This window comes from Dyella japonica (assembly GCF_040545895.1).
GTDB lineage: Bacteria > Pseudomonadota > Gammaproteobacteria > Xanthomonadales > Rhodanobacteraceae > Dyella > Dyella japonica_D.
This window is the reverse complement of record NZ_JBEPMU010000002.1, coordinates 105,421-132,258: the sequence shown is the minus strand read 5'-3', so window position 1 is coordinate 132,258 and position 26,838 is coordinate 105,421. Positions and strand designations below refer to the sequence as shown.

The 26,838-nt window shown below is 64.8% G+C and carries 27 protein-coding genes and 1 tRNA gene; 17 read left to right on the top strand and 11 right to left on the bottom strand.

What is annotated here, in order from left to right:
- Positions 1 to 90: 90 nt before the first annotated feature.
- Entirely contained in the window at positions 91 to 1,686 is a 1,596-nt protein-coding gene (locus ABIC75_RS07350; RefSeq protein WP_354013202.1) for an MASE1 domain-containing protein, read from the top strand.
- A gap of 32 nt (positions 1,687 to 1,718) precedes the next feature.
- On the opposite strand, the gene ABIC75_RS07345 is transcribed toward ABIC75_RS07350, so the two are convergent.
- From ABIC75_RS07345 to ftsY, 6 genes are all read right to left on the bottom strand, one after another.
- The gene (locus ABIC75_RS07345) at positions 1,719 to 2,174 is read right to left on the bottom strand and encodes a hypothetical protein (protein ID WP_354013201.1); all 456 of its coding nucleotides are present in this window, start codon (positions 2,172 to 2,174) and stop codon (positions 1,719 to 1,721) included.
- Positions 2,175 to 3,007: 833 nt separating this feature from the next.
- A tRNA-Phe gene (locus tag ABIC75_RS07340) sits at positions 3,008 to 3,083 on the bottom strand.
- Between the two features lie 66 nt (positions 3,084 to 3,149).
- On the bottom strand, positions 3,150 to 3,428 hold the full coding sequence (locus ABIC75_RS07335) for an oxidative damage protection protein (RefSeq protein ID WP_354013200.1): 279 nt from the start codon (positions 3,426 to 3,428) through the stop codon (positions 3,150 to 3,152).
- A gap of 24 nt (positions 3,429 to 3,452) precedes the next feature.
- On the bottom strand, positions 3,453 to 4,484 hold the full coding sequence (gene mutY, locus ABIC75_RS07330) for an A/G-specific adenine glycosylase (RefSeq protein WP_354013199.1): 1,032 nt from the start codon (positions 4,482 to 4,484) through the stop codon (positions 3,453 to 3,455).
- The gene (locus tag ABIC75_RS07325) at positions 4,481 to 5,575 is read right to left on the bottom strand and encodes an AsmA family protein (protein WP_354013198.1); all 1,095 of its coding nucleotides are present in this window, start codon (positions 5,573 to 5,575) and stop codon (positions 4,481 to 4,483) included. Before ABIC75_RS07325 ends, mutY begins: the two co-directional genes overlap by 4 nt.
- A 13-nt stretch (positions 5,576 to 5,588) precedes the next feature.
- Entirely contained in the window at positions 5,589 to 6,737 is a 1,149-nt protein-coding gene (gene ftsY, locus ABIC75_RS07320; RefSeq protein WP_354013197.1) for a signal recognition particle-docking protein FtsY, read from the bottom strand.
- A gap of 74 nt (positions 6,738 to 6,811) precedes the next feature.
- Between ftsY and rsmD the strand changes: the two genes are divergently transcribed.
- The 7 genes from rsmD (at position 6,812) to ABIC75_RS07285 (ending at position 12,806) form a co-directional block, all read left to right on the top strand.
- On the top strand, positions 6,812 to 7,372 hold the full coding sequence (gene rsmD / locus ABIC75_RS07315) for a 16S rRNA (guanine(966)-N(2))-methyltransferase RsmD (RefSeq protein ID WP_354013196.1): 561 nt from the start codon (positions 6,812 to 6,814) through the stop codon (positions 7,370 to 7,372).
- A 94-nt stretch (positions 7,373 to 7,466) separates the two neighbouring features.
- Positions 7,467 to 7,994: a pantetheine-phosphate adenylyltransferase gene (coaD, locus tag ABIC75_RS07310; RefSeq protein ID WP_354013195.1), complete on the top strand. Its 528-nt coding sequence runs from the start codon at positions 7,467 to 7,469 to the stop codon at positions 7,992 to 7,994.
- A 252-nt stretch (positions 7,995 to 8,246) separates the two neighbouring features.
- Entirely contained in the window at positions 8,247 to 8,741 is a 495-nt protein-coding gene (locus ABIC75_RS07305) for a hypothetical protein (protein WP_354013194.1), read from the top strand.
- A 142-nt stretch (positions 8,742 to 8,883) separates the two neighbouring features.
- The gene (locus ABIC75_RS07300; RefSeq protein ID WP_354013193.1) at positions 8,884 to 9,183 is read left to right on the top strand and encodes a YfhL family 4Fe-4S dicluster ferredoxin; all 300 of its coding nucleotides are present in this window, start codon (positions 8,884 to 8,886) and stop codon (positions 9,181 to 9,183) included.
- Positions 9,180 to 10,907 (top strand): gamma-glutamyltransferase, encoded by a 1,728-nt coding sequence (ggt, locus tag ABIC75_RS07295; protein WP_354013192.1) that lies wholly within the window; start codon positions 9,180 to 9,182, stop codon positions 10,905 to 10,907. Before ABIC75_RS07300 ends, ggt begins: the two co-directional genes overlap by 4 nt.
- Before the next feature lie 2 nt (positions 10,908 to 10,909).
- On the top strand, positions 10,910 to 11,761 hold the full coding sequence (locus ABIC75_RS07290; protein ID WP_354013191.1) for an MBL fold metallo-hydrolase: 852 nt from the start codon (positions 10,910 to 10,912) through the stop codon (positions 11,759 to 11,761).
- Between the two features lie 58 nt (positions 11,762 to 11,819).
- Positions 11,820 to 12,806 carry a TMEM43 family protein gene (locus ABIC75_RS07285; RefSeq protein ID WP_354013190.1) on the top strand — a complete coding sequence of 329 codons (987 nt, stop codon included), beginning with the start codon at positions 11,820 to 11,822 and terminating at the stop codon, positions 12,804 to 12,806.
- 1,183 nt (positions 12,807 to 13,989) lie between these two features.
- Here the strand turns inward: ABIC75_RS07285 and ABIC75_RS07280 are convergent.
- The 5 genes from ABIC75_RS07280 to ABIC75_RS07260 all read right to left on the bottom strand — a co-directional run bounded on the left by ABIC75_RS07280 (position 13,990) and on the right by ABIC75_RS07260 (position 18,181).
- Positions 13,990 to 15,246, bottom strand: coding sequence for an EAL and HDOD domain-containing protein (locus ABIC75_RS07280; RefSeq protein ID WP_354013189.1), 1,257 nt, complete (start codon positions 15,244 to 15,246; stop codon positions 13,990 to 13,992).
- Positions 15,247 to 15,341: 95 nt separating this feature from the next.
- Positions 15,342 to 15,788 carry a flagella synthesis protein FlgN gene (locus ABIC75_RS07275; protein WP_354013188.1) on the bottom strand — a complete coding sequence of 149 codons (447 nt, stop codon included), beginning with the start codon at positions 15,786 to 15,788 and terminating at the stop codon, positions 15,342 to 15,344.
- The gene (flgM, locus tag ABIC75_RS07270) at positions 15,785 to 16,108 is read right to left on the bottom strand and encodes a flagellar biosynthesis anti-sigma factor FlgM (RefSeq protein ID WP_354013187.1); all 324 of its coding nucleotides are present in this window, start codon (positions 16,106 to 16,108) and stop codon (positions 15,785 to 15,787) included. Before flgM ends, ABIC75_RS07275 begins: the two co-directional genes overlap by 4 nt.
- Positions 16,109 to 16,187: 79 nt before the next feature.
- Complete coding sequence (flgA, locus tag ABIC75_RS07265; protein ID WP_354013186.1) at positions 16,188 to 16,877, bottom strand: flagellar basal body P-ring formation chaperone FlgA; 690 nt, start codon at positions 16,875 to 16,877, stop codon at positions 16,188 to 16,190.
- Positions 16,874 to 18,181, bottom strand: a complete 1,308-nt coding sequence (locus ABIC75_RS07260; protein WP_354013185.1) for a methyl-accepting chemotaxis protein — start codon at positions 18,179 to 18,181, stop codon at positions 16,874 to 16,876. Before ABIC75_RS07260 ends, flgA begins: the two co-directional genes overlap by 4 nt.
- Positions 18,182 to 18,344: 163 nt before the next feature.
- On the opposite strand from ABIC75_RS07260, the gene ABIC75_RS07255 reads away from it, so the two are divergent.
- From ABIC75_RS07255 to ABIC75_RS07215, 9 genes are all read left to right on the top strand, one after another.
- Entirely contained in the window at positions 18,345 to 19,274 is a 930-nt protein-coding gene (locus ABIC75_RS07255; RefSeq protein ID WP_354013184.1) for a chemotaxis protein, read from the top strand.
- Positions 19,275 to 20,607: 1,333 nt separating this feature from the next.
- The gene (gene flgB / locus ABIC75_RS07250) at positions 20,608 to 21,009 is read left to right on the top strand and encodes a flagellar basal body rod protein FlgB (protein ID WP_354013183.1); all 402 of its coding nucleotides are present in this window, start codon (positions 20,608 to 20,610) and stop codon (positions 21,007 to 21,009) included.
- Entirely contained in the window at positions 21,009 to 21,437 is a 429-nt protein-coding gene (gene flgC, locus ABIC75_RS07245; protein ID WP_354013182.1) for a flagellar basal body rod protein FlgC, read from the top strand. The genes flgB and flgC overlap by 1 nt, the downstream gene beginning before the upstream one ends.
- 16 nt (positions 21,438 to 21,453) lie before the next feature.
- Positions 21,454 to 22,152, top strand: coding sequence for a flagellar hook assembly protein FlgD (locus ABIC75_RS07240; protein ID WP_354013181.1), 699 nt, complete (start codon positions 21,454 to 21,456; stop codon positions 22,150 to 22,152).
- Between the two features lie 34 nt (positions 22,153 to 22,186).
- The gene (gene flgE, locus ABIC75_RS07235) at positions 22,187 to 23,404 is read left to right on the top strand and encodes a flagellar hook protein FlgE (protein ID WP_354013180.1); all 1,218 of its coding nucleotides are present in this window, start codon (positions 22,187 to 22,189) and stop codon (positions 23,402 to 23,404) included.
- A 9-nt stretch (positions 23,405 to 23,413) separates the two neighbouring features.
- A complete protein-coding gene (flgF, locus tag ABIC75_RS07230) occupies positions 23,414 to 24,154 on the top strand; it encodes a flagellar basal-body rod protein FlgF (protein WP_354013179.1) in 741 nt (246 codons plus the stop codon).
- 26 nt (positions 24,155 to 24,180) lie between these two features.
- On the top strand, positions 24,181 to 24,966 hold the full coding sequence (gene flgG / locus ABIC75_RS07225) for a flagellar basal-body rod protein FlgG (protein WP_354013178.1): 786 nt from the start codon (positions 24,181 to 24,183) through the stop codon (positions 24,964 to 24,966).
- An 8-nt stretch (positions 24,967 to 24,974) separates the two neighbouring features.
- Entirely contained in the window at positions 24,975 to 25,658 is a 684-nt protein-coding gene (gene flgH, locus ABIC75_RS07220) for a flagellar basal body L-ring protein FlgH (protein ID WP_354013177.1), read from the top strand.
- Positions 25,658 to 26,827 carry a flagellar basal body P-ring protein FlgI gene (locus ABIC75_RS07215; RefSeq protein WP_354013176.1) on the top strand — a complete coding sequence of 390 codons (1,170 nt, stop codon included), beginning with the start codon at positions 25,658 to 25,660 and terminating at the stop codon, positions 26,825 to 26,827. The genes flgH and ABIC75_RS07215 overlap by 1 nt, the downstream gene beginning before the upstream one ends.
- Positions 26,828 to 26,838 lie beyond the last annotated feature (11 nt).

The window sequence follows — 26,838 nt, the reverse complement described above, 5'->3', positions numbered from 1 at the left end:
TTTCACGATCCTTTCACGCCCTAACCGATGTTATCGGCCGCTTACGCGGAAGCCCGGCGTAAGCGAGGGAACACTGATCAGGGGGATGCAATGCTGGACGCTCCGTGGGCCAAGCCGTGGTTCCGCCGCATCGGCATTGCCGTCTCGTATGGGCTGCTGATCGCGCTCGTTCGTCAGATCACGATCACCCATTTCGTGCTGGTTGGCGGCGTCCACCTGGTTGTGCTGTTGCTTACCCGTTACCGCGACTGGCCGGCGCTGGTTGCCGGTGAGATGGTCGTGTTGCTTCCCACCGCCCTGGAGTGCGTGGGGCAATTTGGTCTGCCGTGGGCCGTCGGGTACATCATTCCCGGCATCGTGATCATGGCGCCCTTCGTCTATCTGATTCGGGAGCGCTGGCCGATCGTGACGCCGCGCCACACCGTCAACATGGGCGCGCTGCTCGGCAGTGCCTTGTTCTTCTCGTTCCTGATGACGGCGTACAACCTCGGCTGCGTGTTCATCACGAAGTTGCCGCCGGGCTACCAGCTGCACGTGGACAAGGCGGCTACCGAATGGGTGCTGGGCAACTACCTGGGCATCCTCGCGGTCGTGCCGACGACGCTTTTCATCCACCAGTTGTTTAGCGGCGCGCGCTGGCGCGAACTGGGCACGCGCCTGCTGGACAACCGCGCCGTGCTCGACAGCATTTTCCTGGTGGTGCCCGCGCTGTTGCTGCTGGTCTGGATTGGCATCGAGTCCGCCCAGGTTCGTCAGATCGCCCAGGTGGCTATGTTCCTGCCGATCGTCTGGCTGGCCATGCGTCATGGCTGGCAAGGAGCTGCCATCGGCGGCACGGCGTCGAGCCTTGCGGTCATGGCGTTGATGCCGGCCATCAACGACCAGCAGACCTTGCAGGCGGAAGCGATCGTCGCCTTCGCCATTTCGTCGATGCTGTTGCTGGGCGCGCGCATCGGTGCCCTGCATCAGCATGCGGAGCAGGAGCGGATGGATGTCCGCACGGCCCTGGCACTGGCCCAGCGCAATGTGCACATCGGCGAGATGCAGCTGCGCACGACCTCGCTGGCGCTCGAACAGATCCGCGAGACGGTGCAGGCCAGCTTCTCCATGATGATGGGCCGCCTGCGTCACCTGCAGCCGACCATCGAAGACCGCAGCTATCACCGTCAGGCGCTGGTGGCGCAGGATCAGCTGTTCCGCCTGGCCGACAGCCTCTATCCGGTTTCATGGCGCGAGCGCGGCTTGCCTGCGGCCTTGCGCGAGGGCGCCATTCCTCGTGCGCTCGATGAAACGGGCATCGGTTACTGGTGCGATCTTCGCGGCCCGTTGAGCCGTCTATCGCAGACACTGCATCTGGCCATCTATCGCCTCGTGGTCGAGGTGGTGGCCGACGCTTGTGCAAAGCGCAACCTCAGCGAAGTGATCGTTCGCGTGCGTTGCGGCGAAAAGCACGGTCGCCGCTGGGCGTTGGTGAGCATCATTTTCCGTGATCCCACTGAACACGCCGGCACTGTGCGCTGGGACGAGTTGCTGCCGCGTGTCATGCGTTCGACCAGCGGCATGGGCTGGTCGGGTATCCGCGATCGCGCGATGACGTTCGAAGGCGATGCGCGCGAACATCCGATCGCCAGCGGTCGCCGCGTCAGCCTGCTGCTGCTCGATCCCATCACGATCAGCGGCGCATGATGCACCGCTGATCCCGTTGCTTTCCGCTTTTCTTACTGTACGTGCGTGTTGCAGGCGAGCGGATCGCACGCCGCCGCTCTCAGCTGCATGGTGCCGTCGCTGAGCGTCGTAGCAGTCACGGTCGTCGCAGTGTCCTGGTACACCGTCGTGGGTGCTGTAGTCGGCGTTGCCGTGGTCGGCACGGCCGGACCCTGTTGCGGCGTGGTGACCAGCTGCGAGAAGCGGCCCACCGGCAGCGTGATGAACTGGCCGCCCGATGTGCCTACCGCGCCCAGCACGTTGCCGTTCGCATCATTGATTTGCACGAACTGGATGCCGCCGAGCGTGAACACGTAGGCATGGAAGTTCGGATTGCGGCTGACGTCGGACGCGTTGGGCCAGGACTGGCCAAGGCCGGAAGCGGGCGGCTGGTCGGCGAAGGCGGCTCCAGAGGTAGCAAGAGCCAGCACGCCAAAGAGGCATGCGCGACGCGAGAGGGCTTTCAACATAACGGACCCCTTTGTTGGTGATGTGCTCAGACATTGAGCAACGGGGCGAATGTAGCACCACCTTTGGCCTATACCCCGTGACTAAAGGTGTATGTTGCACAACATTTGCCGGAAACGCGCAAACAAAACCGGCTCTTTATGCCAGTCAGTCGCTGCGACACAAACTGCTCGTGCCAATTAATGTCTCGCCAGGAGATTTCCGAAAGGATCATCGGTTGGCAGGGCGCGAGCCCCAAAGCGAATGGTTGTCCCATGAAAAATGTGATGTGAATCACATTTATGTCTCATGGAGCCCATTGGGTAAGACCTCGAGCCGGCATTGGCGCTTCCGAGGTCCGCGGGCAGATTCAGTGCACCGGGTCATGGCCCATGGCTGCGTGATCTGAAAATGCACAGATGGAGGCATTGACGCGCAAAGTGCTGTCGAGAAACCGCTGTGCCGATTTCATCGGAAGGGTCAGGCACATGTCAGGTTTTTTGGGCGCGTGAATATGGTCGACTGATTCGAATATCGATCGGGATTGGTTCGAACTATTCGCAGATCATCGAGACGCGCGATTCAAAAAAAAACCGTGCCTGCCGAAAGGCGGTGCACGCATTCGATCTTGCTTCATGGCGCTTCGCTCTTTCGACATGCTCGATGCCTGTTGTCGAGCACGCACACGCGTTCAGTCGTTCAATGTTTCTGACGTCATGCGCTAACAGAACATGCCAACATCGAAGGCTGCTCGATGGCACGATCGCCGGACATTAAGAGGTGGCGCGAGGGCAGGGCGCCGTGTTCGCAGGCCAAAAAGAAAGCCCGCTTCTTGCGAAGCGGGCTTTCGGAATCATGGTGGCCGGGGACGGAATCGAACCGCCGACACGGGGATTTTCAATCCCCTGCTCTACCAACTGAGCTACCCGGCCAGAATGCCCGCGAACGTCGAAGACGTCGCGTGGAGCCGTGCATTAAATCCGAAGCGGGCCGGCTCGTCAAGACTCTGTGCCAGGGGCGACAAAGCCCTCGGGCTGCTTCACGTCGCCGCCGAAGAGGAATTTCTCCATTTCGGCGCTCAGGAACTGCCGCGACTTGGGGTCCAGCGGATTGAGGCGGTATTCGTTGAGCAGCATGGTCTGGTGGGCCAGCCACTGCTGCCACGCTTCCTTGGAAATCTCGGCGTAAATGCGCTGTCCCAGCGGCCCGGGCCAGGGCGCGAAGTCCAGGCCTTCGGCGTCATGGCCGAGCTTGGCGCAGTGAACGATACGACTCATGCGATGTGACTCATCGGTAGTGATTCAGAGGTTCTGCAGCAGGGTGCGCACGGGAGCGGGCAAACCAAGTGCGGCTCGCTCGCCAGGGTTGCACCAGCGCAGGCTAGGATTATCCGCGATGCGCTGGTGCGCTGTCGCCTCGTCGAACAACAGCGGCTCCACCTTCAGGCGATAGTGGCTGAAAACATGGACGAACGATGGCAGCGCCTGCGCGTCATCGATGTTCGCGAATGATTGCGCCGCGCGCCACGCCTGATCGTGATCACCTGCTTCCGGCAGGCTCCACAACCCAGACCACACGCCTTGCGCGCCGCGACGCTCGAGCAGCACGCGACCTTCAGCGTCGCGCAGGATCAGCATCACGGTGTCGCGCGTTGGCACGGCCTTGCCGGGCTTGGCGCTGGGCAGTTGCGCGGTGAGGTCGTCGCGCTTGGCCACGCAATCGCCACCCAACGGACAGCTTTCGCACAGTGGCTTTGAGCGCACGCATACGGTGGCGCCCAGGTCCATGATGGCTTGCGTGTAGTCGGCCGTGCGTTGTGCGGGCGTGAGCGCATCGGCGTGTTGCCAAAGCAGCTTTTCGACAGCGCTTTGGCCGGGGTTTCCATGGATGCCCAGATGCCGCGTCAGCACGCGCTTGACGTTGCCATCGAGTATGGGAAATCGCAGGCCATGGGCTTGCGCGAGGATCGCGCCTGCGGTGGAACGGCCAATGCCGGGAAGATCGGCCAATGCATCGAAATCGCGCGGCAGCTCGCCGTTATGCTTTTCCACGCAGATCTGCGCAGCACGCTGCAGGAAACGAGCGCGACGGTAATAGCCGAGGCCTGACCACAGCGCGAGCACCGTGTCTTCATCCGCAGACGCAAGGTCGCGCAATGTCGGCAACGCGGTGACAAAGCGTTGGAAGTACGGAATGACCGTCACGACTTGCGTCTGCTGCAGCATCACTTCCGACAGCCATACGCGATACGCATCGCGCGGATGTTGCCAGGGCAGGTCCTTGCGGCCGTGTTCGTCGAACCAGGCCAGTAGTGCGGCGGCGAAAGGATTCATGGCGATTGATGCGCGGGCTTGGCCGGCGCGGATTTCGCGGCAGCGGGTTTCGGCGGCGGTGCTGCGGTCGTCGCAGGCGCGGGCACGTCGCTGCCGGCCTGGATGGTGAGGCCTTCGATGCTGATGTCGCCGGTGTCGATGCTGGCGACTTCCGCGTGGCCATTGCCGGGCGGCACAGTGAGGCGCGGGCCGTCGTCGTGGTCGAGCTGCGACCACCAGCTGGCCAGCGCCAGCGGAGGGATGTGCAGGTCGGCGTGGTTGTCCGGCCCATCGAGTTTCAACGCGAGCATGAGCGGATCGCTCTGGTCCGCCGGCGTCAGCTCGATCACCGCGTCGTACTGGCCGGCGTTCGCATGATCCAGTTTGCCGGACAGATGCGCGGCTGCATCAGCTGCGCCGCGCCAGCGCGCGTTGCCGGCCAGATGCAGCGTGAGCGTGGTGCTGTGCGCGAGATAGAGGCTGATGTTTTCCAGCAACAGCGAACCGCCCTTGACGCTTGGCGTCACCGAAAGGCGCATCTGCGTGGGAATGCCTGCGGCGTCCTTCGCGGTGATGGTGAGCGGAAACGCGTGATCGGCCGCGAGGCGTCCCGCATCCAGCTCGACATCGCCCAGCAAGAGCTGATTGCCGCGCACGAGACTGCCGCGCGTGATGTGCACGCCGGCATCGATGCTGGGAATGGTGGTCGGTACGGCGGTGGGACCGGAGGGCAGGTCGTCCAGCCACGATTGCAGGGCATCGAGGTCGACGCGCGGCGAATCGATGCGCATCTGCGAGATCACCGTCTCGCCGCGCACCAGCGTGCGCCATGGCAGTGCCAGCGTGCCGCGGGCGGCGAGCAGGATCGGCATGTTCGCGTTCTGCGCGCTGAGCGTGATGCCTTCGAGCTCGAGCGCGGGACGGGGAAACAACGCCGGCGTCGCCGGGCTTGCCAGGCTCAGCTCAAGGCCGGCGTCGTGCGCCTGCTGTTGCAGCATGGCGGTGATGCGTTCGGGTTGCAGCAACAGGTGCACGGCAATCAGCGCAACCGCCACCAGCAACAGCGTGCCGCTGCTGAGGATGATGAGTGTGAGGCGGAGCCAGCGCGGCATCCGTCAGCACTCCTCAGCCTTGGCCCAGGCTGGCGGGAAGCAGGCCGTCGACATAGGCCTCGGCATCGAAGACGCGCAGGTCGGTCGCGGTTTCACCCAGGCCCACGTAGCGAATCGGCAGGCCGAATTCGCGCGCCAGCGCAAACACGACGCCACCCTTGGCCGTGCCGTCGAGCTTGGTTACGACCAGGCCGCTCACGCCGACGATCTGACGGAACTGACGCACCTGGCTCACGGCGTTCTGGCCGGTGGTGCCGTCGATCACCATCAACACTTCATGCGGCGCGTTGGTGTCGATCTTCTTGAGCACGCGGGCGATCTTGCCCAGTTCGTCCATCAGGCCGCCTTGCGTATGCAGGCGGCCGGCGGTGTCGGCGATCAGCACGTCGGCGTTGCGCGAACGCGCGGCCTGCAGTGCATCGAAGATCACGCTGGCGGCGTCGGCATCCTGACCCTGCGAGATCACCGGCACGTTGTTGCGCGCACCCCAGGTCTTGAGCTGCTCCACGGCGGCGGCGCGGAAGGTGTCGCCAGCGGCGAGCATTACCTGGCGGCCGTCATCACGGTAGCGCCGCGCAAGCTTGCCGATGGTGGTGGTCTTGCCCACGCCGTTGATGCCCACGGTAAGGATCACGTACGGCTTGAGGCCACCGACGTCCAGTGGCTTTTCCACCGGGCGCAGCATGGCGATCAGCGACTGGCGCAGCGCGGCCAGCAGTGCGCCGGCATCGGCGAACTCGCGCTTGTGCATGCGCTTGCGCAGGTCTTCCACCAGGGCCGTGCTCGCTTCGACACCGACATCGGCGGTGATGAGCGTGGTTTCCAGCTCGTCGAGCAGGTCGTCGTCGAGCTTCGGATGACGGATGAACAGCGAGGACAGGCCGCGCGCGAACGAACTGCCGGAAAGACGTTCGCGCCAGCTGCGCTTGGCAGGAGTGGCCGCTTCGACTACCGCCGCAAGCTCGGTGGCTTCGTCTTCCACCGACGCGTCGGGCGCGGGCGGCGTCTCGGCCAGGGCCTCGTCGAGCGCGGGGCTGGCGTGATCGAGCGAAGTGGCATCCGTGTCGTGCGCGAACCCGGTCGCCGGCGCGCTTTCCGCCGCAGGTGCGGTCGGCTGGCCCGGTTCGGCGTCTGCGGGTTTCTTCTTCCAGAACTTGAGCATTGCGGCAGCGATTCAAAGACAATGAACGGCATGCTACCACCCCCTTCCAAACTCACTGCTGAGTCGGGGCGTCCATGAAGGGCGCCGCCGGGCGCATCCGCATCATTGGCGGACACTTGCGCAATTCACGCCTCGATGTGCCCGATCTGCCGGGGCTGCGGCCCACGGCCGAGCGTGTTCGCGAAACGCTGTTCAACTGGTTGGCGCCGGTGATTTCCGGTGCGCGTTGCCTGGACCTGTGTGCCGGCACCGGCGCGCTGGGTATCGAGGCACTCTCGCGCGGGGCCGCCAGCGTGCAGTTCGTGGAGCGGGATGCCAGGGCCGCGCAGGCCTTGCGCGAGAACCTGGTTCGCCTGAAGGCGCAGGGCGGGCAGGTCGCCGCCGTCGACGCGCAACAGTACCTGCTGGCGCCGGCGCAGCCGTTCGGGCTGGTCTTCCTCGACCCTCCGTTTGCCCATGACCTGTGGACGCCGCTGGCCCAGCGGCTGGAGCAGGGCAGCTGGCTGACACCCTCAGCGTGGATCTACGTGGAATCGCCCCGGCAAACGGCGCCTTCGTTGCCGGCGAACTGGATGCCTCACCGCGAGGGCACGGCGGGCGACGTGCGCTATGCGCTGTATCGGCGCGTCACTTGACCGTCGCGTATGGAATGCATCGGTAAAAACGGGCTAGGCGACCGCTTCGAACGGGCCTAAGCTAGCCGCCCCTCCGCTGACAGTGACTCGTCACGTGAACAAGCCGCCGGTCAACCAGCGTCTCGCCGTTTACCCGGGTACGTTCGACCCGATCACCAATGGCCATGCCGATCTGGTGGCGCGCGCCGCGCCACTCTTTGAACGCATCATCGTGGCGGTGGCCGAGAGCCCCAACAAAGGCCGGGGCCCGGGCTTCAGCCTCAACGAGCGCATTGCGCTGGCTCGCTTGGCGCTGGCCGATCTCAGGAACGTGGAAGTGCGCGGCTTCGATGGCCTGCTGGCGCATTTCGTCGATGAAGTGGGCGCGGGCGTGATCATCCGTGGCCTGCGCGCCGTTTCGGATTTCGAATACGAATTCCAGCTGGCCAGCATGAATCGCCACCTGATTCCGCAGGCCGAGACGCTGTTCCTCACGCCGGCCGAGCAGTACAGCTTCATCTCGTCCACGCTGGTGCGCGAGATCGGACGTCTGGGCGGCGATATTTCCGGCTTCGTGCACCCCGCCGTGCAGCAGGCCATGCGCCAGCGCTGGCACCGGGACCGCGCCGCATCGGAAGACTGACCACAGCCCGTAACCCGCAGTGCAGCACGTTTGACGGTGTCGGGCCGGGCCGCCGTCGTGTATCCTCGCCCGCATCCTGCGGACAGGACAGTCGCTCGCCGCGGGCCAGGGGTACACAAGGTTTGTGTGGTGGCAACGCTGCCATGGAACCGGTTCACTCCCCTGGTCCAACAAGGCTCTGTCGCATGACGGCCGAAAGGTCGGTTATCCAACGGATCCCATGACCAGCTTCCACATTCCAGGGTGACCACCATGTACAAGTACGCTCTCCTCGCCGCCATCGCGATCACCGGCATCACCGCCTGCAGCCAGCAGGACGAGTCCGCCCAGCAGCCGACCGAGCAGGTCGCCGCCGTTGCCAAGCCGACCGATCCGAACGATTCGAAGGCGTGGAACGCCTACCTCGGCCAGATCGTGCAGAAGAACATGCAGGGCATGACGGCTGACCGTCCGTTCCCGTACCTGGTGCCGGCCGGCGACAACGACGACGCCAACGCGCTGCGCCAGCGCCAGCTCGAGCAGGTGCAGGACACCGTCGCCCGCGGCGTGCTGCCGGGCAACATGCTGGTGTTCGCCGGCCCGGATTCGGCCAAGACCTCGCAGTTCGTGACCGATGCCTTCAAGGACGCCAAGGCCGGTTCCTTCAAGGACGTGATCGTGCTGGTGATCGGCGATGCCGGCGACAAGGACAAGGTGACCGCGGCGTTGCAGCCGACTGGCGCCACCATCCGTTACGTGAACATGTAAGTTCCGGTTTCCGGAGCGGTTTCGAAGCCCGCGGTGCGAAAGTGCCGCGGGCTTTTGTTTTTCTTCCCGCGCATCCATGTTGATGGTTCGACCCGCCAGATCTTGCGGCGCACCATTCGCGCCCAGCATGTAAACTCAACGAATGTCCCTGAAAATCCTCGATACCTGCGTCAATTGCGACGTCTGCGAACCGGTTTGTCCGAACAAGGCCATCTCGCTGGGCGAGGAGTACTACGTGATCGATCCGTCGCTGTGCACCGAATGCATCGGTCACTACGACGAGCCGCAATGCGTGGATGTGTGCCCGGTCGAATGCATCATCATCGACCCCGAGCACACCGAAACCCACGATCAACTCGACCTCAAATACCGACACCTGATGGGGCTGGGCGACAACGCCGCGGCATCGTCGGGCCATGGTTCCACAAAGGACGACGCATGAAGCACCCGTTGAACTGGCGCCTGACGCTGCTGGCCCTGCTCATTTCCTCCAGCGTTGCATACGCCGACAGCCGCCCCGCTGTTGCTCCTGCCGCCGCACCTTCGTCGCACCTCATTGCCCAGCGTCCCGGTCACGCCGGCATCGCCAGCGCGAACTTCCATGCCACCGACGCCGGCCTCGACGTGCTGGCCAAGGGCGGCAATGCGTTCGATGCGGCCATTGCGGTGGCGTCCACGCTGTCCATCGTGGAGCCGGAAAGCTCCGGCATCGGCGGCGGTTTCATGGCGGTGCTTCATCGCGCCTCCGACGGCAAGGACATCTTCATCGACGCGCGCGAAACCGCGCCGGCGGCGGTGAACACCAAGGACTATCTCAACAAGGACGGCTCGCCCAATCGCGACACCGCCTTGAATGGGCCGCTCTCCGCCGGCATTCCCGGCGAACCCGCCGGCCTTGCGTGGCTGGCCAAGCACTACGGCAAGCTGCCGCTGAAGGACTCGCTGACACCCGCCATCCGCCTGGCGCGTGACGGTTTCCAGCCAGATGCCCGCCTGATCAATGCCATTACTGAGCGCGAGCAGGATATCCAGCGCTGGCCGGCTTCCGTCACCAAGTACCTGCCGAACGGCAAGCCGCCGGTGGCCGGTCAGGTGTGGCGCGATCCCGACCAGGCCCGCACGCTGGAAGTGCTGGGCGAGCAGGGCGCCGATGGTTTCTATCGCGGCGAGATCGGCAAGAAGCTCGTTGACGCCGTGCGTGCGGCTGGCGGCAACTGGACCGCGAAGGATCTGGAGAGCTACCAGGTGAAGGAACGCACGCCCATCGTGGTGGACTATCGCGGCTATCGCGTGGTCACCGCGCCGCCGTCGTCATCCGGTGGCGTGGCGGTGGCGGAGATCCTCAACATCCTCTCCGGCTACGACCTCACCAAGCTCGATGAGGCCCATCGCACGCATCTGGTCATCGAAGCCATGCGTCGCGCGTTCCGCGATCACAACGACTACCTGGGCGACCCGGACTTCGTGAAGATGCCGCTGGACATGCTGCTGTCGCCTTACTACGCGGCCGGCCTGCGCATGACCATCCTGCCCGACAAGGCAACGCCGTCGTCGATGCTGCCGGGCAGCACGGGCATCGATCCGGGCATGCACACCACGCATTTCTCGGTGATCGACAAGGACGGCAACATCGCCTCCATCACGCTCACCGTGAACTACACCATGGGTTCCACCTTCGTGGCCGCAGGCACCGGCGTGCTGCTCAACGACGAGATGGACGACTTCGCGCTGGTGCCCAACAAGCCCAACGTCTATGGACTGCTGGGCAGCGAGGCGAATGCGCCCGCGCCGGGTAAGCGCATGCTGTCGTCGATGACGCCAAGCATCGTGTTCGGCGCCGATCGCGTTGGCGTGATCGGTTCGCCGGGCGGCTCCACCATCATCACGCAGGTGCTGGAAGGCATCCTTGCCTTCATGGACGGCAAGAACGCCGAAGGCATCGCCGCGCAGAAACGCTACCACCACCAGTACATGCCCGATCGCGTGGACGTGGAGCCGGGCACCTTCGATCCGGCCACCGCCGACGCGCTCAAGCGCATGGGCCACGAGTTGAAGGAACGCAGCCCCTGGGGCTACATGAACGTGGTCACGTGGGATCTGAAAACGAACAAGCTCGACGCGGCCAGCGATCCGCGTCGCGAGTCGGGCCTGGGCAAGGTGCAGTAACGATGCACATGTGGTCACTCACCGGTAACTCGCAGCAGCTCGACGGCGGCGCCATGTTCGGCAACGCGCCGAAGGCGCTGTGGTCGCGCTGGATCAAGCCGGATGCGGAGAACCGCATTCCGCTCGCCTGCCGCTGCCTGCTGGTGAAGGATCTCGACGGCAAGAACGTGTTGTTCGAAACCGGCATCGGCGCATTCTTCGAACCGACGCTGCGTGAGCGCTACGGCGTGGTGGAAGATCGCCACGTGCTGCTCGATTCGCTGGCGGAAGCCGGGCTTACGCACGAAGACATCGACGCGGTGGTGTTGTCGCATCTGCACTTCGACCACGCCGGCGGCTTGCTTGCCGCGTGGAAAGAAGGGCAGTCGCCGCGACTGCTGTTTCCGAAGGCTAACTATATCGTCGGTGCCGAACATTGGCGCCGCGCGCTGCAGCCGCATCCGCGCGATCGCGCGTCGTTTGTACCGGAACTGCAGCCGCTGCTGGAGGCAAGCGGACGGCTGGAGCTGGTCGAGGGCGAGCATTCGAAGGCGCTGGGTGATGCGGTGCGCTTCAGTTATTCGGACGGCCATACGCCCGGACTGATGCTCGCGGAAGTAGGCGGCGTGGTGTTCTGCGCCGATCTCATTCCCGGCCGCTTCTGGGTGCACCTGCCCATTACCATGGGTTACGACCGCTATCCGGAAAAGCTGATCGAAGAGAAGCGCGCCTTCCTGGACGACAAGCTGGCGCGCGACGTGCGACTGTTCTTTACCCACGATCACGACTGCGCCGTGGCGCGCGTGGTGCGGGACGAGAAGGGCCGCTACGGTACGGCAGACGAACAAGCAGCGATGCGGGGACAGGCGGCCTGACCGGTCGTCCACAGGGGAGGGGAGCACCATGCAGCCTTGGTTGCGACGCGTATTAGGTGTGTTGCTTTTGTTGGCCGGCGCGGGGCTGGTCGCGATGACCGAGCAGGGGTTGCTCGACAATCGCCATGCTTCCGATCGCCACGGCGGGCAGATTCTCGATATCGGTGATGGCGGCTCGCAAAGCCAGGGCCATCACGGCAACCTGGTGCGCGTCTCCGGCCCCGTGCGCGTGGTCGAGGAACCCTTCGATGCCGAGTTCGGCCAGCGCGCGCATGCGCCCGTACTGATTCGTCACGTGGAAATGTTCCAGTGGCGGGAAATCCGCGTGGGCGGCGACGTGCACTACGAGCAGGATTGGGTCGATCGTCCGGTCGATTCGCGGCGTTTCGCACAGCCTTCGGGCCATGCGAACCCCGAGCGTTTTCCGCTGGAGGGCAAGCAGTTCGACTCTGGGCAGGCACGCGTCGGCAATTACATTCTGTCGGCGCCGTTGCTGCATGCCTTGCTGGGTGGCGAACTCATTTCGCCGGATATCAAAACGCTGCCGACGAACCTGGCGGCGAGCTTCGCCCCGAACGGCAATTACTTCACCACCAGCGAGCACCCCGACCACCCGCAGCTCGGCGATTTGCGCGTGAGCTGGGAAGCGGTTCCCGCACAGGTGGTCACCGTGTTCGCCCAGGTCAGCGGCGATCAGCTGGTGCCATCGGCGAGCGCTGCCGATGGCAAGGGCTTCGACGTGCAGGTGGGCGAGCGTTCGCTGGTCGACGTGGTGCCCGATGTTCCCGCGCCACCATCGTTCGTGTGGGCACGCCGCATCGGCGCACTGCTGCTGGCCATGCTCGGCGCGCTGCTGCTGCTTCCCGAGCGTCCCCGCACGCATCACGACGCGCTGCTTGCGGTAGGCAGTGGTGCGCTGCTGATTTCCGCGGTGGCGTGTGTGATGTGGTTGGGGACGGATATTGCCGTGGGCGGTATGTGGTTTGGGATGGCGTTGGTGGGGATGGGATTGGCGGTGTGGAGGTTGCGGGCGACCGCTGCCTGAGGTTTTTCGCAGTGAGCGGCTGGGCGTGCCGCCTTCACGGTGGGGAGATGCCAGCCTTGCGTCGTCGCGCTGAAGAGGCGTCGCCTTGTTTCGCTCGTCATTCCTGCGAAGGCAGGAGGCGCTTTTTCAACAGCCGAATGGCTGGTCATCCAGTGACTTTGCATTCGGTTGTCGCGTTCCCGCGATCGGGCTCGCCTGCCGCGGGCTTCCGAACCGCTGCCGCGGTCCGGGTCACTTTTCTTTGCTTGCCCACGCACGCGCAGGAGCGCGTGCGAACGGCGAAGCCGGCCCGAAGGGCGGAGGGCAGGACGCCCGGAGTAAAGAAAAGTAACCACCGAGATGGTGGCAATGCCAAAAGAAACGGCACCTTGGATGACGCGCCTTCCGTCCTTTAGGAAGGAAGGTCCGCGTGCGGGTTGCGGGGTTTTTCGACAGGACATCCGTGTCCTGTCGAAAAACTGGCCGCATCCCTGCGGCCACCCTGCGGGCTTTCCTCCACCCGCCCGCCGCTGTCATACGGGGACCCCGAAGAGCCACAACCAAAGCTCGAGTAGCACCGATTTCGCGAGCACCCGCCCCCTCTCCCCAACCCTCTCCCACGAGGGGAGAGGGAGAAGTGCGGTGCACGGAGACGGCTTGAAGAGCGAAGCCAAAGCAAAAGCCGATGCGGAGCGAGGCTCCGCTTTAAGTCCTCTGCGATTCGGGCGCGTTGCGCAGCGCTACGGAGTGCCCGCTGTGTGGCCTCCCATGGGTGTCCCGCCACAACCATCCTCGAGCGTTCGGGCTTATCCCAGCACAATGCTGCGAGCCTTTGCTCTGAAGGCCATTTTCTTTGGGTTACTTTTCTTTTGGGCCAGCAAAAGAAAAGTGACTCGAGCGGCGGCAGCCGATCGAAACGCCCGCTGCGCAGGCGGCCAGGTCGCGGTAGCGCCATAAAAGCGCGATCAGACGCTAACGCGACAGCCCAACACCGAGGCGCTGGATGACCAGCCATTCGGCTGTTGTAAAGCGCCTCCGGCGTGCGCCGGAATGACGATCAAAAGCAAAGGCCGATATGCAAAGCGGTCCACACGCCGCACGCGGAGTAGCGTGCATCGCTACGCCGACGTAAACCAGGCTAGAAGCGAAGAATACCCACCAACCTCAACGCCAACCCCAGCGCGAAGACGCAGAACCAGCAACCTCAATTCGGCCGCTGATCCGCAAACGCATAAACGTGATCCGCCCACTGCGTCGCCTCAAGATAAATCGCCGCCATGCGACGAATCACCTGAGGCTGCACTTCGCCACCGCGCAAGTTGCCCGCTTCCCACGCGCGGATCTGCTCAAGCAGCGGCGCAAACGGACCCTTGTTCTCCAGCAGGGCGCCGCTGATTTCCTTGGCGAGTGGCAGATGCCACAGCACGAAATCCATCGGCGCTTCCATCATGGCGTCGAGCAGGGAGAACAGGCCGGCGGTGAAGGCCATTTCGCGCTGTTCGTTGGGCATGTGCTGCGCCAGTTTTTCGCACATGTGCGCGCGGATGAGCGCGGCGCGCAGCAGTTCCGGCGGACGGTCACCCGTGCCGCTGAGTGCCATGGTGTAGATCCAGTTACGCAGGCGTGCGGCACCGAAGAAGATGGCAGCCTGTTGTACCGACTTGAGCTGACGCGGCAACGCGAAGTACGCGGAGTTCACGCAGCCCAGCAGCTTGTAGCTGAGAATGGCGTCGTCGCGCACGATCTGGCCCAGTTCCACCGGACCGGGGTTGCCTTCCTGCAGGGCCTTCATCAGACGCAGCAGGCTCAGGCGGCTGGCAGCGAGCACGGGCACGGCGACGGGTTCGGGCTTGAGCAGGAACTGGCCCTGGATCGCCTGCAGCGGCAGCGATTCGCAGCGATGGTAGGTGTCGTGATCGTCCACATGCCCGGCGACCACGTGCGTGCCGCGCGCATGCAGGTACTCGCTGCGCGAGCGCAGCGTGGCCGGATCGAGCTTGCTGGCATCCAGGCGCACGAACTGCACGATCTTGAGCAGCGGCTCTACAGCGGGATTGAATTCGAGCGTGGTGTCGCCGGCATCGAGCATCAGCGGGCAGCCGCGCTGCGCCATGCGCGTGAGGCGTTCCACCAGCGCGGCATCGGCGGCGGCTTCCGGCTGCAGCATCACGCCAAAGCGGGGTTGGTGCTGCAGCACGTCGGTCTCTTCCATCAGCAGCTCGTGCGTGAGCCGCAGGAAGGTGCGGTTGCCGCGCACCAGGCGTGCAAGCGCGCCGTCGGTGATGGTGGCAAGCGCGCGGCGCATCAGCGTGGCCTCGTCCTCCGCATCGTCCTGGAAGACGATTTCGTAGGCGAACAATTCGCGCTTGCTGTCCAGCATAGGCAGACGGATCACCGGCAGCGCTTGCTCGCTGGCGGTGGACGCGTCCGAGGCGGAGGGGATGGCCGCAGCTTCGCTCATGATCAGTCGATGTGGTGACGATGGTGGAGAGGAGCGGCAACTGCCGCCTGCCAACAAACGCACGTGCATGAAGACAGCACGTGCGTCATAACTGTTCAGGCCTCGGCCAACGATTGCGAGCGCAGGCTCGTGCGCAGGTCACCCGCGCGGCCGTACACGCTTGCTTCCGCTTCATTGCCGGTCAGCACTGCCAGCGCCTTGCGTACCTGCTGCAGGCGGATACCCACGAGGGTGCCGTTGCGCTGGTTGAGCTGCTGGCAGGCGCGCAGCGACTGCAGGATCTCTTGCCACTTCGGTGCCAGCACGCGGCTGGCTTCCGGTGCGCCCTGGCTGAGCTGCACGCGCTCGCTGTCGAGCTGTTCCAGCCGCACCATCAGTTCGTGCTTGCTGGCCCCGGCCTTGTTGAGCGTGTCGACGTCGGCCGTTTCCAGGGCGGTGCGCTCGGTGGTGAGCGCGTCCATCAGTTGACCCACTGCCAGCCGCATCTCGTCGACCGCCGCCGTGAGCGCATGGTCCAGTTCGGCTTGCAGGGACGGGCTCATGACTTGCCGTTGAGCTGGTTTTCGAGGGACATCATGCGGTCGGCGATTTTGCCGGCGTCGACCTTGTACGTGCCGTTCGCCAGCTGCTGGCGGATCTGCTCGACTTTCTTCGTGTCCATGGTGGCACCGCTGTTCGTGCGAGCTGCTTCCTGCAGGGCGCGTGCGGAGTCGGTGATCTGCACGCGGTCGTTGGTGCCCGTGCTGCTGCCGACGGCGTCGCTGGACGTCGTGCTGGAGGTGCCCTGCGTTGAGCCGCTGCCCTGGCCCGTGGCGGGCTGGGGAAGCTTGGGCAAGCCGTTGTTGGAGATCGTGGTATTCATGGGGTCCGTTCTCTTGGATTTCTGGCCCTGTTGCTTACAGGATCGGCCGGCGGGCCGCAAACTTTAATGGCTCATGGGTTCAGGGGAGGGCGAGGACCTCGCCCGGCGCCATCACCATGGCGTCGATCACCTTGCCGGAGCTGCCGTTGCGCACCTTTAGGCGCGAACCGCTGTCCCCGCTGCCCAGCGCAACGCCGCTGGCGCGTACCTCGATGCCGCTCAGACGGGACACCAGCTGTACCTGGTCGCCCGCCTTCACTGCGCTGCGTCCGCCCAGGGCGGCCGGCGTGACCACTGTGCCGGCGCCCATGGCGCGCGACAGGGTACGTCCTTCCAGCTCCGCCATGTCATTGATATAGCCGTAACCCAGGCGCGTGATGTCGCGCTCCTCGCTGTGCACGTCGTCGGCGCGCACGCCGTCGCCGCGCTGCAGCGGGTGCACCAGCACCAGCACCTGGCGGAACACCTGCAATTGAACAGGCACGTGCAAGGTCCACCCATCCGGACCGGGGCAGCGCACCAGCACGTTCATACGCGGCATCAGCCGCGCGCCCGCCTGCAGGCCCGCGCTGAGGGCGGCCGGGCAGGGCGAGAGCTGCAGCGAACGCGTATCCAGTTCGGCCGCCTGCGCCACGACGCGGCTGCCGGGTGTTTCGTACTGGCCGCGCAGCCACTGTTCGGCCGCGGCACGCGCCGCCTGTGCCGGCTCCGCGGCATGGGCGGGCAGCACGATGGCGGCGAGCAGCAGGGCGGCCAGGCGTCGCGTCATAGATCGGCCAGCAGCACGTTCAGTTGGGACAGCAGCGTTTCGCGTTCGCCTTCCAGCTGTTGCATCAACTGGCTGGCCTGATCGAGGTTGCCGTCGCACAGCAGGGTGGCGAAGGTGCTGCCTTGTTCGCGCATGCGTGCGCCGGCCGCGGAGAGCGCGCCAGCGGCCGCGTTGTCATGGCGGCCGGCGGTCAGGCGATCGAGCGTGCGGCTGAGTGCCTGCGTATCGAACCAGCGCCGATCGAGCGCGGCCGGTTCCTGCAAGGCCAGTTCCATCGCCTGGCGCAGCCCCTGAGCGGCTTCGCGCACGGTGAGGCTGAGGCTGGCCGGATCTTCGCCGGTTTCGGTTTCCAGCCAATCCAGTGCGAGGCGGTGGCCGAGCAGCGCGCCGCGGCTCAACGCCTCGGACTGGCGCGTGGCTTCCGCCGAGCGACGGTGCCAGGCGCCAAGCGCGGCCTGCGCGGCGACAGCACGCGCGTGCTGGGCATCCTGGTTCTTGTGCATGGTGCCGATGCGCTCGCCGATCTGGCGCAAGGCTTCGCTGCTGTCCTGCAGCGAGGTTTCGGTCTGGGTGAGGCCGGCCTGCGCGCGGTCCAGCCGCTGCAGGCCTTGCTGCACGTCGCCGTCGAGCTGCTGCGAGAACTCGCCGATGGAACCGGTGACGCCTTCGATCTCGTTGGTGGCCTGGCTGGTCTTCTCGGCCAGTTGCTTCACCTCATCGGCCACCACGGCAAAGCCGCGGCCGGCCTCGCCTGCGCGCGCCGCTTCGATGGCGGCATTGAGCGCCACCAGATTGGTCTGGTGCGCGATCTCCTGCACCACGCTGGTGAGCTTGCGGATCTGCGCCACTTGTTCGGCCAGCTTGCTCTGGTTGCGATTCATGGCCGACAGCGCCGTGCGCAGCAGGCGCAATTGACCGTCGAGCTCGCTCACGCTGCGTTCGCCGGTGGCGCCGGTCTGGCGTGCGTAGTCCAGCCCCGTGGCAACCTGCTGCAGTGATGTCGAGATTCCGGCGCTGCCATCCGTCAAACGACCGACGTCATCGCGGCTCTCCTGCGCCGACTGGTGCATGGAGGCCTGCTCGCGGGCCAGCTGCTGCGCCGAACCCAGTACCAGGCCCAGCTGTTCCATGGTCTGCATGGCCACGGCCACGGGCGGCTTGCTGGTGAAAACGGCGGCCAGCAGCGGTGCCAACGCCTGTGCTGCGCGCGGATGGCGTGCCGACAACTGCGCGACCTTCGCGCGGTCACCCGCGGCGGCAGCTCGGGCAAGTTCGGCGAGATGCTGGCTCCAGATGAGACTCATGGGTGGATCTTTCCTTCCTATAAGGGTCGCTTCCGGCATCGGCGGCGAACGCTGGAACTTGAGAAGCAAACGACGTGCCATGGCCTGTCGTGCCGCTCAAGCCGACGCGCGGCCGGCCGATACGCGGGAGAGCAAAGCGGCAGGGCCGCAACGAGGAAGACGCATGAGTGCGTGGATGGACAAGGTGGAACAGCAAACCCGGCTGGCCGGCCACAACCGCGTGGCCATGCTGCTGTTCCGGATGGGCGACGAGCGGTTGTTCGGCATCAACGTATTCAAGGTGCGCGAAGTGATGCGCCGCCCACCCATGGAGCGCATGCCCGACGCGCATCCGCTGGTAGCCGGCAGTTGCGATTATCGCGGCACCACCATTCCCGTGATCGACATGGCCGTGGCGCTGGGCTATCCGTCGCTGCGGGACGTGGCCTCGGCGCACCTGATGGTCACCGAATTCAGTCGCAGCGTGCAGGGCTTCCTGGTGGCCGAGCCGCAGCGGCTGGTGCACTGCGACGGCGAATCGCTGGCGGCACCTGCGGCAGCGCTGGGTTTCGGCAGCCGCGTCAATGCAGTGACGCGCGTGGACGGTGCCTTGGTCGCCGTGGTCGACGTGGAGCACGTGCTGGCCACGCTCAACGGCACCACCACCGAGTTGTCCGCACCCATGCAGCGCATCGCCCGCGTGCACGACCTGCAGCCGCGCCGCGTGATGGTGGTGGACGACTCGCTGGTCGCCCGCAACCAACTGGTGAACCTGTTCCGCCAGATGGATGTGGAATGCGTGGTCGCCCAGGATGGCCGCGAAGCGCTGGAGCGATTGGAAGCGCTCGCGGAAACCGATAGCGAAGAGAGCGTGACCCTGGTGGTGTCGGACATCGAGATGCCACGCATGGACGGCTACGCGTTGACGCGCGCCATCCGCGAGACGGCCTCGCTGCGCTCGCTGAAGGTGGTGCTGCACAGTTCGATCAGCGGCATCTTCAACGAGGCGATGGTGCGCGAGGTGAACGCCGATCGCTTCGTGGCGAAGTTTCAGCCGGATCTGCTGGCGCAGACGGTGCTGGAGTTGATGCCGGAGAGGTTTGAGGAGTTTTGAGGTTTTGCTGGGCGCTGGTTGCGCTGCTTTTGTTCCCTCTATCTTTGGCGGGGGCATTGCCACCTTATGGTGGTGAACGAGCAGTCTTGCGAAGCGCTCCCATGGGGCGCCGCTTTGTTTTTGCTCGTCATTCCTGCGGAAGCAGGAGGCGCTTTTTCAACAGCCGAATGGCTGGTCATCCAGTGACTTTGCATTCGGTTGTCGCGCTGCGGTGATCTGGCTCGCCTGCGGCGGGCTTCCGAGCCGCTGCCGCGGCCCGGGTCACTTTTCTTTGCTTGCCCACGCACGCACAGGAGCGCGTGCGAACGGCGAAGCCGGCCCGAAGGGCGGAGGGCAGGACGCCCGGAGTAAAGAAAAGTAACCACCGAGATGGTGGCAATGCCAAAAGAAACGGCACCCCGGATGACGCGCCTTTCGTCCTTAGGACGGAAGGTACGCGGTCGGGTTACGGGGTTTTTCGACAGGACATCCTTGTCCTGTCGAAAAACTGGCCGCATCCGTGCGGCCACCCTGCGGGCTTTCCTCCACCCGCCCGCCGCTGTCATACGGGGACCCCGAAGAGCGGGAGCGAAGGCTCGGGGTAGAAACGCATTTGCGAGCACCCGCCCCTCTCCCCGGCCCTCTCCCGCAAGGGGAGAGGGAGAAGTGCGGTGCTTGGCGAAGACGGTCGCAGCCATGAAGTAGCGCAGTGATGTCCTGCTTTAAGCCCTCTTCGCCTCGGCGCGTGGCGGTGTAGCCGTACCGCTGATTAGAGAGATCGTGACGTTCCGGGCTCCAAAACCTTCAAGGCTCGTATCCCAAAGAACGCTATGAGCCTTTAGCTCTAGAGGCCATTTTCTTTGGGTTACTTTTCTTTTGGGCCAGCAAAAGAAAAGTGACTCGAGCGGCGGCAGCCGATCGAAACGCCCGCTGCGTAAGCGGCCCGGTCGCCGTAGCACTACAAAAGCGCGATCACACGCTAACCCGACAACCCAAAACCGAGGCGCTGGATGACCAGCCATTCGGCTGTTGAAAAGCGCCTCCGGCCTTCGCCGGAATGACGAGCAAAGCCAAGAACAGGCGCTGGCTGTCGAAGAGTACCTTCGGCCCTCACCCCTTTGAGGGGAGGCCGCCACAACGACGAGCCAAAAAAACAAAACCTACCCCGTCTAACCCCGCGTCAGTAACCCGCTACCACCCGCGTCGAAATTCCGACGAACCCCCAAACACCCGCGTCGAACCCCAGCCACGAAACCTCGCAAACCCATCAACCATGCGGGTTGCGAAGCACAACCTGAACCGTGGCACGCAAATTGCTCAAACCGTCCCGCGGCCTCCGCCGCAGGAGTGAGCGATGAGTTCGATCAACGACAACCTGTTCGGTTTGCACACGCAGGCGCTCGATACGTGGCAGCGGCGCAGCGAAGTGTTGGCGAGCAACCTGGCCAACGCCGATACGCCCGGTTACCTCGCGCGCGATGTCGACTTCAAGAAGGCGCTGGCCAGTGCGAGTGGCAACGGCAACACGTTGGCCATGACGATCACGCAGCCCGGGCAGATCAATCCGCAGGCGCAATCGGCGCAACAACTTGCGTATCGCGCGCCCACGCAGCCGTCGATGGACGGCAACACGGTGGATACGCAGGTGGAGCAGGCGAATTTCGCCGCCAACGGCGTGCACTACCAGGCCAGCCTTTCCTTCATCACGGCGCAGATCCACATGCTGCGCACGGCCATCACCGGAGGCCAGAGCTGATGTCCATGTTCAAGATTTTCGATGTCTCGGGTTCGGGCATGGCGGCGCAATCGCTGCGGCTCAACACCGTGGCGTCCAACCTCGCCAATGCCGACAGCGTGTCGAGCACGCCAGAAGGCGCGTACCGCGCGAAGGAACCGCTGTTCTCCGCGGTGCAGCGCGCGATGGGCGGCGCGAAGAATGCCGACGCCGACAGCACCGTGGGCGTGCAGGTGAAGGGCGTGACCGAAAGCCAGGCCGACGTGCAGGCACGTTACGAGCCCGGCAACCCGATGGCGGACGACACCGGCTACGTCTACGGCAGCAACGTCAATCCCATCGACGAACTGGTGAACATGATCACGGCATCGCGCTCGTACCAGAACAACGTCGAGGCGATGAATACCACCAAGCAGCTGATGCTCAAGACACTCGACCTCGGCAAGTAAGCCGGCAGGAAACCCCATGTCCACCATTCCAGGCAGCACCAGCAATACGAGCAGCACGAACAATTCCAGTTCGAGCAGTTCTTCGAACGTGAACTCGGCGCTGTCGAGCACGATGACGCAGGCCGACTTCCTCAAGCTGATGACGGCCCAGCTGCAGGCACAGGACCCGACCAACCCGGTCGACAACTCGCAGTTCGTGTCGCAGATGGCGCAGTTCAGCCAGCTCTCGGCCACGCAGCAGCTCGATACCGACCTGCAGACGATGAGCAGCACCGTGACGTCGAACATGCAGACCTCGCAGGTGCTCAGCTCGGCGAACCTGGTGAATCGCGACGTGCTGGTGCCGGCCACTTCGGCCACCTATGACGGCACCGATGCGGTGAAGGGCGCCATTAATGTGACTGCCGCGAGCAGCCCCACGGTGCAGGTGCTCGATGGCAGCGGCAACGTGATACGCACGATTTCGCTCGGCGCACAAAGCGCGGGTCTTGCGCAGTTCAGCTGGGACGGCAAGGACGACAGCGGCAATACCGTGCCTGCGGGCACGTACACGTTGCAGGCGAGCAGTGGCTCGGGCAGCGGCAGCACCTCGCTGGATACCTACGTGTCCGGCACGGTGACGGGCGTGGGCTACGGCGGCAGCACGCTGGGCACGTACTTGCAGGTATCGGGCGTGGGCGGCGTGCCGCTCAGCCAGGTGGCGCAGATTCTCTGACGCTTCGCGCGTTCACTTACACGAGGAATAGAACATGGCACTCAACACGGCGCTCAGCGGCATCAATGCCGCCCAGTCCGATCTCAACGTCATCGCCAACAACATCGCCAACGCCAACACCACCGGCTTCAAGGGTTCGCGTGCGGAGTTCGCGGACATCTTCGCGGTGACCGGCCTCAACCTCAATTCCACCGCGGTGGGCAGCGGCGTGACGCTGCAGAAAGTGGCGCAGCAGTTCAACCAGGGCGACCTGCAGACCACCGGCAACAGCCTGGACCTGGCCATCAACGGCAACGGCTTCTTCGCGGTGAACAACGGCAGCGGCGTGCAGTACACGCGCGCCGGCGATTTCGAGAAGAACTCCAACGGCTTCATCACCGCGCCGGACGGTTCGCGCCTGCAGATCTATCCGCCCAACGGCAACGGCGGCTTCGACATGAGCACGTTGAGCGACTTCAGCTGGCAGGCCGCGCAGAGCAGCGCCACGGCCACCACGTCCATCACGCTGTCGTCGAACCTGCCGGCCAGCGCCACCGTGCCGACCAACCCCTTCAGCACCACCGATTCCACCAGCTACAACAACGCCGCGCCGGTGACCGTGTACGACTCGCAGGGCGGTTCGCACCAGGCCACGATCTATTACGTGAAGACCGGCACCAACACCTGGAACGCCAACCTTTACGTGGACGGCCAGAGCGCCGGCACGCAGCCGATGACGTTCGACAGCACCGGCAAGCTCACCACGCCCACCAGCGGCACGCTCGCGTTCAACCCGGTCAACCTGGGCAATGGTTCCTCGCCGCTCACGCTGTCGCTCAACGTGACCAACATCACCCAGTTCGGCACGGCCTACTCGGCGGCGCCCATCATCCAGAACGGCTTCGAGGCGGGCACCTTGTCGGGTATCGACATCGACGACCAGGGCGTGATCACGGCGACCTATTCGAACAACCAGAGCACGCAGATCGGCCAGGTGGCCATCGCCAACTTCGCCAACGTGCAGGGCCTGCGCCAGCTCGGCAACACGACCTGGGCGGCAAGCACCGATTCGGGCCCGGCGACGATGGGCACGGCGAACTCGGGCGAGTTCGGCACCATCAAGTCCGGCGAACTGGAAAGTTCCAACACGGCCGACACCACCGCGCAGCTGGTGGACATGATCCAGGCGCAGCGCGACTACCAGGCGAATGCGCAGGTGCTGTCTACCGACAACACGCTGGCCTCGTCGCTGTTCAACGCGATCTCACGTTAATAGACCGCCATGGACCGTTCCGTCTACGTAGCGATGACCGGGGCGACGCAGATCATGCGCGCCCAGGAAGCGGTGAGCCACAACCTGGCGAACGCGTCCACGGTCGGCTTCAAGAGCCAGCTCTCCGCGTTCCAGAGCGTGCCGGTGCTTGGCGATGGCACGCCGGCGCGCATCAACGCGGTGGCGCATGGCATTGGCCAGAGCAGCGCGCAGGGTTCGCCGGTGAACACCGGTCGTCAGCTCGATATCTCGGTGCGCGGCGCCGGCTTCATCGCCGTGCAGGCGCCGGACGGTTCGGAAGGCTATACGCGTGCAGGCGATCTCCAGCTCACCGCCGATGGTGGGCTGACCGACTCGCGCGGCAATCCGGTGATGGGCGGTTCCGGGCCCATCACCATTCCGCCGGCCACGGACATCAGCGTCGGTTCCGACGGCACCATCTCCACGGTGCCACAGGGGCAGGGGCCCAACTCCGTCTCGCAGATCGATCGCATCAAGCTGGTCAATCCCGACGTGGCCCAGATGACGCAAGGCCAGGATGGCCTCATGCACATGGGCGACGGCAGCACGGCCGCGGCCGACGAGAACGTGACTATTTCTTCGGGCGAACTCGAAGGCAGCAACGTCAATCCATCGGCCGAGCTGGTGAAGATGATCGCGCTTTCGCGCCAGTACGACATGCAGGTGAAGTCCATCAAGACCTCCGAGGACAACGCCGATTCCAGCCTCAAGCTGCTGCAGGCCAACTGAGCCCGCTGACTTACACGGAGTAACCGATGTTTTCTTCCCTGTGGATTGCCAAGACCGGCCTCGATGCGCAGCAGACGCGCATGGACGTGATCTCCAACAACCTGGCCAACGCCAACACCACCGCGTTCAAGAGTTCGCGCGCGGCGTTCCAGGACTTGATGTACCAGAACAAGGGCCAGCCCGGTTCGCAGACCACCGAGCAGACGCTCAATCCGTCGGGCCTGATGCTGGGTACCGGCGTGAAGGTGGTCGGCAACGAAAAGCTGTTCACCGAAGGCAACATCACGCAGACCGGTGGCTCGCTGGACGTGGCCATCCAGGGTCGCGGCTTCCTGCAGGTGAGCATGCCCGATGGCACTGTGGCGTATACGCGCGACGGTTCGCTGCATACCGATCCCAACGGTCAGCTGGTGACGGCGGACGGCTATCCGCTCGAACCTGCCATCACGGTGCCGCCGGGCTGGCAGAACATCAGCATCGGTTCGGATGGCACCGTGTCCGCCACCACCACGTCGTCGGCAACGCCGCAGACGCTGGGCACGCTGCAACTGGCCGACTTCATCAACCCCGCCGGCCTGCAGCCGACGGGTCAGAACCTCTACGTGGAAACCGCTTCCAGCGGTGCGCCGCAGACCGGCCAGCCCGCGCTCAACGGCATGGGTTCGCTGCTGCAGGGTTCGCTCGAATCCTCCAACGTCAACGTGGTGGCCGAGATGGTCAACATGATCGAAACGCAGCGCACGTACGAAATGAATTCCAAGGCGATCAGCAGCACCGACCAGATGCTGCAAGACCTGACCGACAAGATGTGAGAACTGCCATGCCGTGCTTTCGCTCCCTTCCTCGAATCGGTATTGCGCTGGCGGTGGCCACGCTGGCGGGCTGCGTCACGCCGCAGTCGCGCGACGACCACCAGTGGGCGGCCACCATGCCGGCCGAGCAGGTGGCGCCACCGCCGACCGATGGCTCGATCTACCACGCCGAGCAGGGCATGGAGTTGTTCAACGATGCGCGCGCGCATCGCGTGGGCGACATCCTCACCATCTCGCTGGTGGAAAGCACGCAGGCGTCGAAGAAGGCGAGCACCAGCACCAGCAAGAAGGACACCACCAACATTGCCGCGCCGAGCATTCTCGGCCACACGTTGAAGATCGCGGGACAAACGGCGGATACCACACTCAGCGGCGACCGCGCGTTCGACGGCAGCGGCGACAGCAGCCAGAGCAACCAGTTGTCGGGTTCGATCACGGTGACCGTCGCGCAGCGCCTGTCCAACGGCAACCTGCTCGTGCGCGGCGAGAAGATGGTCACGATCAATCAGGGCCAGGAGCGCATCCGCATCTCGGGCATCGTGCGTCCACAGGACATCCTGCAGGACAACAGCGTGCCGTCGACGCGCGTGGCCGATGCGCAGATCGGCTACACCGGCAAGGGCGCGCTGGCCGATGCAAACACGCAGGGCTGGCTGTCGCGCTTCTTCAGCTCCAAATGGATGCCGTTCTGATGAAGGCCTCTCTCTTTCCGTCGCGTGCCACCCTCATTCGCGTTCGCGAACGCCTGATCTCCGCGCTGAGCAGCGCCGGCATCGTGGTGTGCGCGGTTCTCTCGGTGAACCAGCCGCTGCACGCCGACAAGATCCGCGATCTTGCGCAGGTGGGCGGCGTGCGCAGCAACCAGTTGATCGGCTATGGCCTGGTCGTCGGCCTCGATGGCAGCGGCGACCAGACCACGCAGGCGCCGTTCACCACGCAAAGCCTGGAAAACATGCTGGTGCAGTTCGGCATCACGGTGCCGGCCAACGTGCGTCCGCAGTTGAAGAATGCGGCGGCCGTGACGGTGACGGCGCAGTTGCCGCCGTTCGCCAAGCCGGGCCAGGTGATCGACATCACGGTGGCTTCCATCGGCAACGCCAAGAGCATTCGCGGTGGTGAACTGCTAATGACGCCGCTGCGGGGTGCCGACGGCAACGTGTATGCCATGGCGCAGGGCAGCGTGGTGGTCGGCGGCATCAGCGCGCAGGGCAAGAGCGGTTCCAGCGTGCAGGTGAATATTTCCGCCAGCGGTCGCGTGCCCAACGGCGCCACGGTCGAGCGCGCGGTGGCGTCCACGTTCACCAGTGGCGGCGACCTGATGCTCAACCTCAACACGGCCGACTTCACCACGGCCACGCGCATCGCCGAAGCGGTGAACCGCACCTACGGCGCCGGCACGGCCAGTGCCGTCGATGGCGGTTCGGTGGCGGTACGCGGCCCCGTCGACGCCTCACAGCGCGTGGCATGGATGGGGGCAATCCAGGCGATCGAAGTGACGCCCGGCGATGCGCCGGCGCGCGTGGTGGTCAATTCACGCACCGGCACCGTGGTGATCGGTGCGGATGTACGCGTGACGCCGGCAGCCGTGGCGCATGGCGCCATCCAGGTGACGATTTCGGAGAATCCACAAGTGTCGCAACCGGCGCCCTTCAGCAAGGGTGGGCAGACGGTGGTGGTGCCTCAGAGCGACGTGCAGGTCAGCGAAGACGGCGGCCACATGTTCAAGTTTGGCCCGGGCACCAACCTCGACACCATCGTGCGCGCGGTGAATCAGGTGGGCGCGTCGCCGAGCGATCTCATTTCCATCCTGCAGGCGCTCAAGCAGGCCGGCGCGCTGCATGCGGAGCTGGTGGTGATCTGATGGAGATGACC

What these genes read in the sequence shown, in the direction of transcription:
- flgB (WP_354013183.1), top strand. Translation starts at nt 20,608, where the DNA reads ATGAGTTCGATCAACGACAACCTGTTCGGTTTGCACACGCAGGCGCTC.
- flgG (WP_354013178.1), top strand. Translation starts at nt 24,181, where the DNA reads ATGTTTTCTTCCCTGTGGATTGCCAAGACCGGCCTCGATGCGCAGCAG.
- rsmD (WP_354013196.1), top strand. Translation starts at nt 6,812, where the DNA reads ATGAAGGGCGCCGCCGGGCGCATCCGCATCATTGGCGGACACTTGCGC.
- ggt (WP_354013192.1), top strand. Translation starts at nt 9,180, where the DNA reads ATGAAGCACCCGTTGAACTGGCGCCTGACGCTGCTGGCCCTGCTCATT.
- ABIC75_RS07275 (WP_354013188.1), bottom strand. Translation starts at nt 15,788, where the DNA reads ATGAGCCCGTCCCTGCAAGCCGAACTGGACCATGCGCTCACGGCGGCG.
- ABIC75_RS07260 (WP_354013185.1), bottom strand. Translation starts at nt 18,181, where the DNA reads ATGAGTCTCATCTGGAGCCAGCATCTCGCCGAACTTGCCCGAGCTGCC.
- ABIC75_RS07325 (WP_354013198.1), bottom strand. Translation starts at nt 5,575, where the DNA reads ATGCCGCGCTGGCTCCGCCTCACACTCATCATCCTCAGCAGCGGCACG.
- ABIC75_RS07350 (WP_354013202.1), top strand. Translation starts at nt 91, where the DNA reads ATGCTGGACGCTCCGTGGGCCAAGCCGTGGTTCCGCCGCATCGGCATT.
- ABIC75_RS07305 (WP_354013194.1), top strand. Translation starts at nt 8,247, where the DNA reads ATGTACAAGTACGCTCTCCTCGCCGCCATCGCGATCACCGGCATCACC.
- flgA (WP_354013186.1), bottom strand. Translation starts at nt 16,877, where the DNA reads ATGACGCGACGCCTGGCCGCCCTGCTGCTCGCCGCCATCGTGCTGCCC.
- ABIC75_RS07290 (WP_354013191.1), top strand. Translation starts at nt 10,910, where the DNA reads ATGCACATGTGGTCACTCACCGGTAACTCGCAGCAGCTCGACGGCGGC.
- flgM (WP_354013187.1), bottom strand. Translation starts at nt 16,108, where the DNA reads ATGAATACCACGATCTCCAACAACGGCTTGCCCAAGCTTCCCCAGCCC.
- ABIC75_RS07255 (WP_354013184.1), top strand. Translation starts at nt 18,345, where the DNA reads ATGAGTGCGTGGATGGACAAGGTGGAACAGCAAACCCGGCTGGCCGGC.
- flgF (WP_354013179.1), top strand. Translation starts at nt 23,414, where the DNA reads ATGGACCGTTCCGTCTACGTAGCGATGACCGGGGCGACGCAGATCATG.
- ftsY (WP_354013197.1), bottom strand. Translation starts at nt 6,737, where the DNA reads ATGCTCAAGTTCTGGAAGAAGAAACCCGCAGACGCCGAACCGGGCCAG.
- ABIC75_RS07215 (WP_354013176.1), top strand. Translation starts at nt 25,658, where the DNA reads ATGAAGGCCTCTCTCTTTCCGTCGCGTGCCACCCTCATTCGCGTTCGC.
- flgC (WP_354013182.1), top strand. Translation starts at nt 21,009, where the DNA reads ATGTCCATGTTCAAGATTTTCGATGTCTCGGGTTCGGGCATGGCGGCG.
- ABIC75_RS07240 (WP_354013181.1), top strand. Translation starts at nt 21,454, where the DNA reads ATGTCCACCATTCCAGGCAGCACCAGCAATACGAGCAGCACGAACAAT.
- ABIC75_RS07280 (WP_354013189.1), bottom strand. Translation starts at nt 15,246, where the DNA reads ATGAGCGAAGCTGCGGCCATCCCCTCCGCCTCGGACGCGTCCACCGCC.
- ABIC75_RS07335 (WP_354013200.1), bottom strand. Translation starts at nt 3,428, where the DNA reads ATGAGTCGTATCGTTCACTGCGCCAAGCTCGGCCATGACGCCGAAGGC.
- flgH (WP_354013177.1), top strand. Translation starts at nt 24,975, where the DNA reads ATGCCGTGCTTTCGCTCCCTTCCTCGAATCGGTATTGCGCTGGCGGTG.
- mutY (WP_354013199.1), bottom strand. Translation starts at nt 4,484, where the DNA reads ATGAATCCTTTCGCCGCCGCACTACTGGCCTGGTTCGACGAACACGGC.
- ABIC75_RS07345 (WP_354013201.1), bottom strand. Translation starts at nt 2,174, where the DNA reads ATGTTGAAAGCCCTCTCGCGTCGCGCATGCCTCTTTGGCGTGCTGGCT.
- ABIC75_RS07300 (WP_354013193.1), top strand. Translation starts at nt 8,884, where the DNA reads ATGTCCCTGAAAATCCTCGATACCTGCGTCAATTGCGACGTCTGCGAA.
- flgE (WP_354013180.1), top strand. Translation starts at nt 22,187, where the DNA reads ATGGCACTCAACACGGCGCTCAGCGGCATCAATGCCGCCCAGTCCGAT.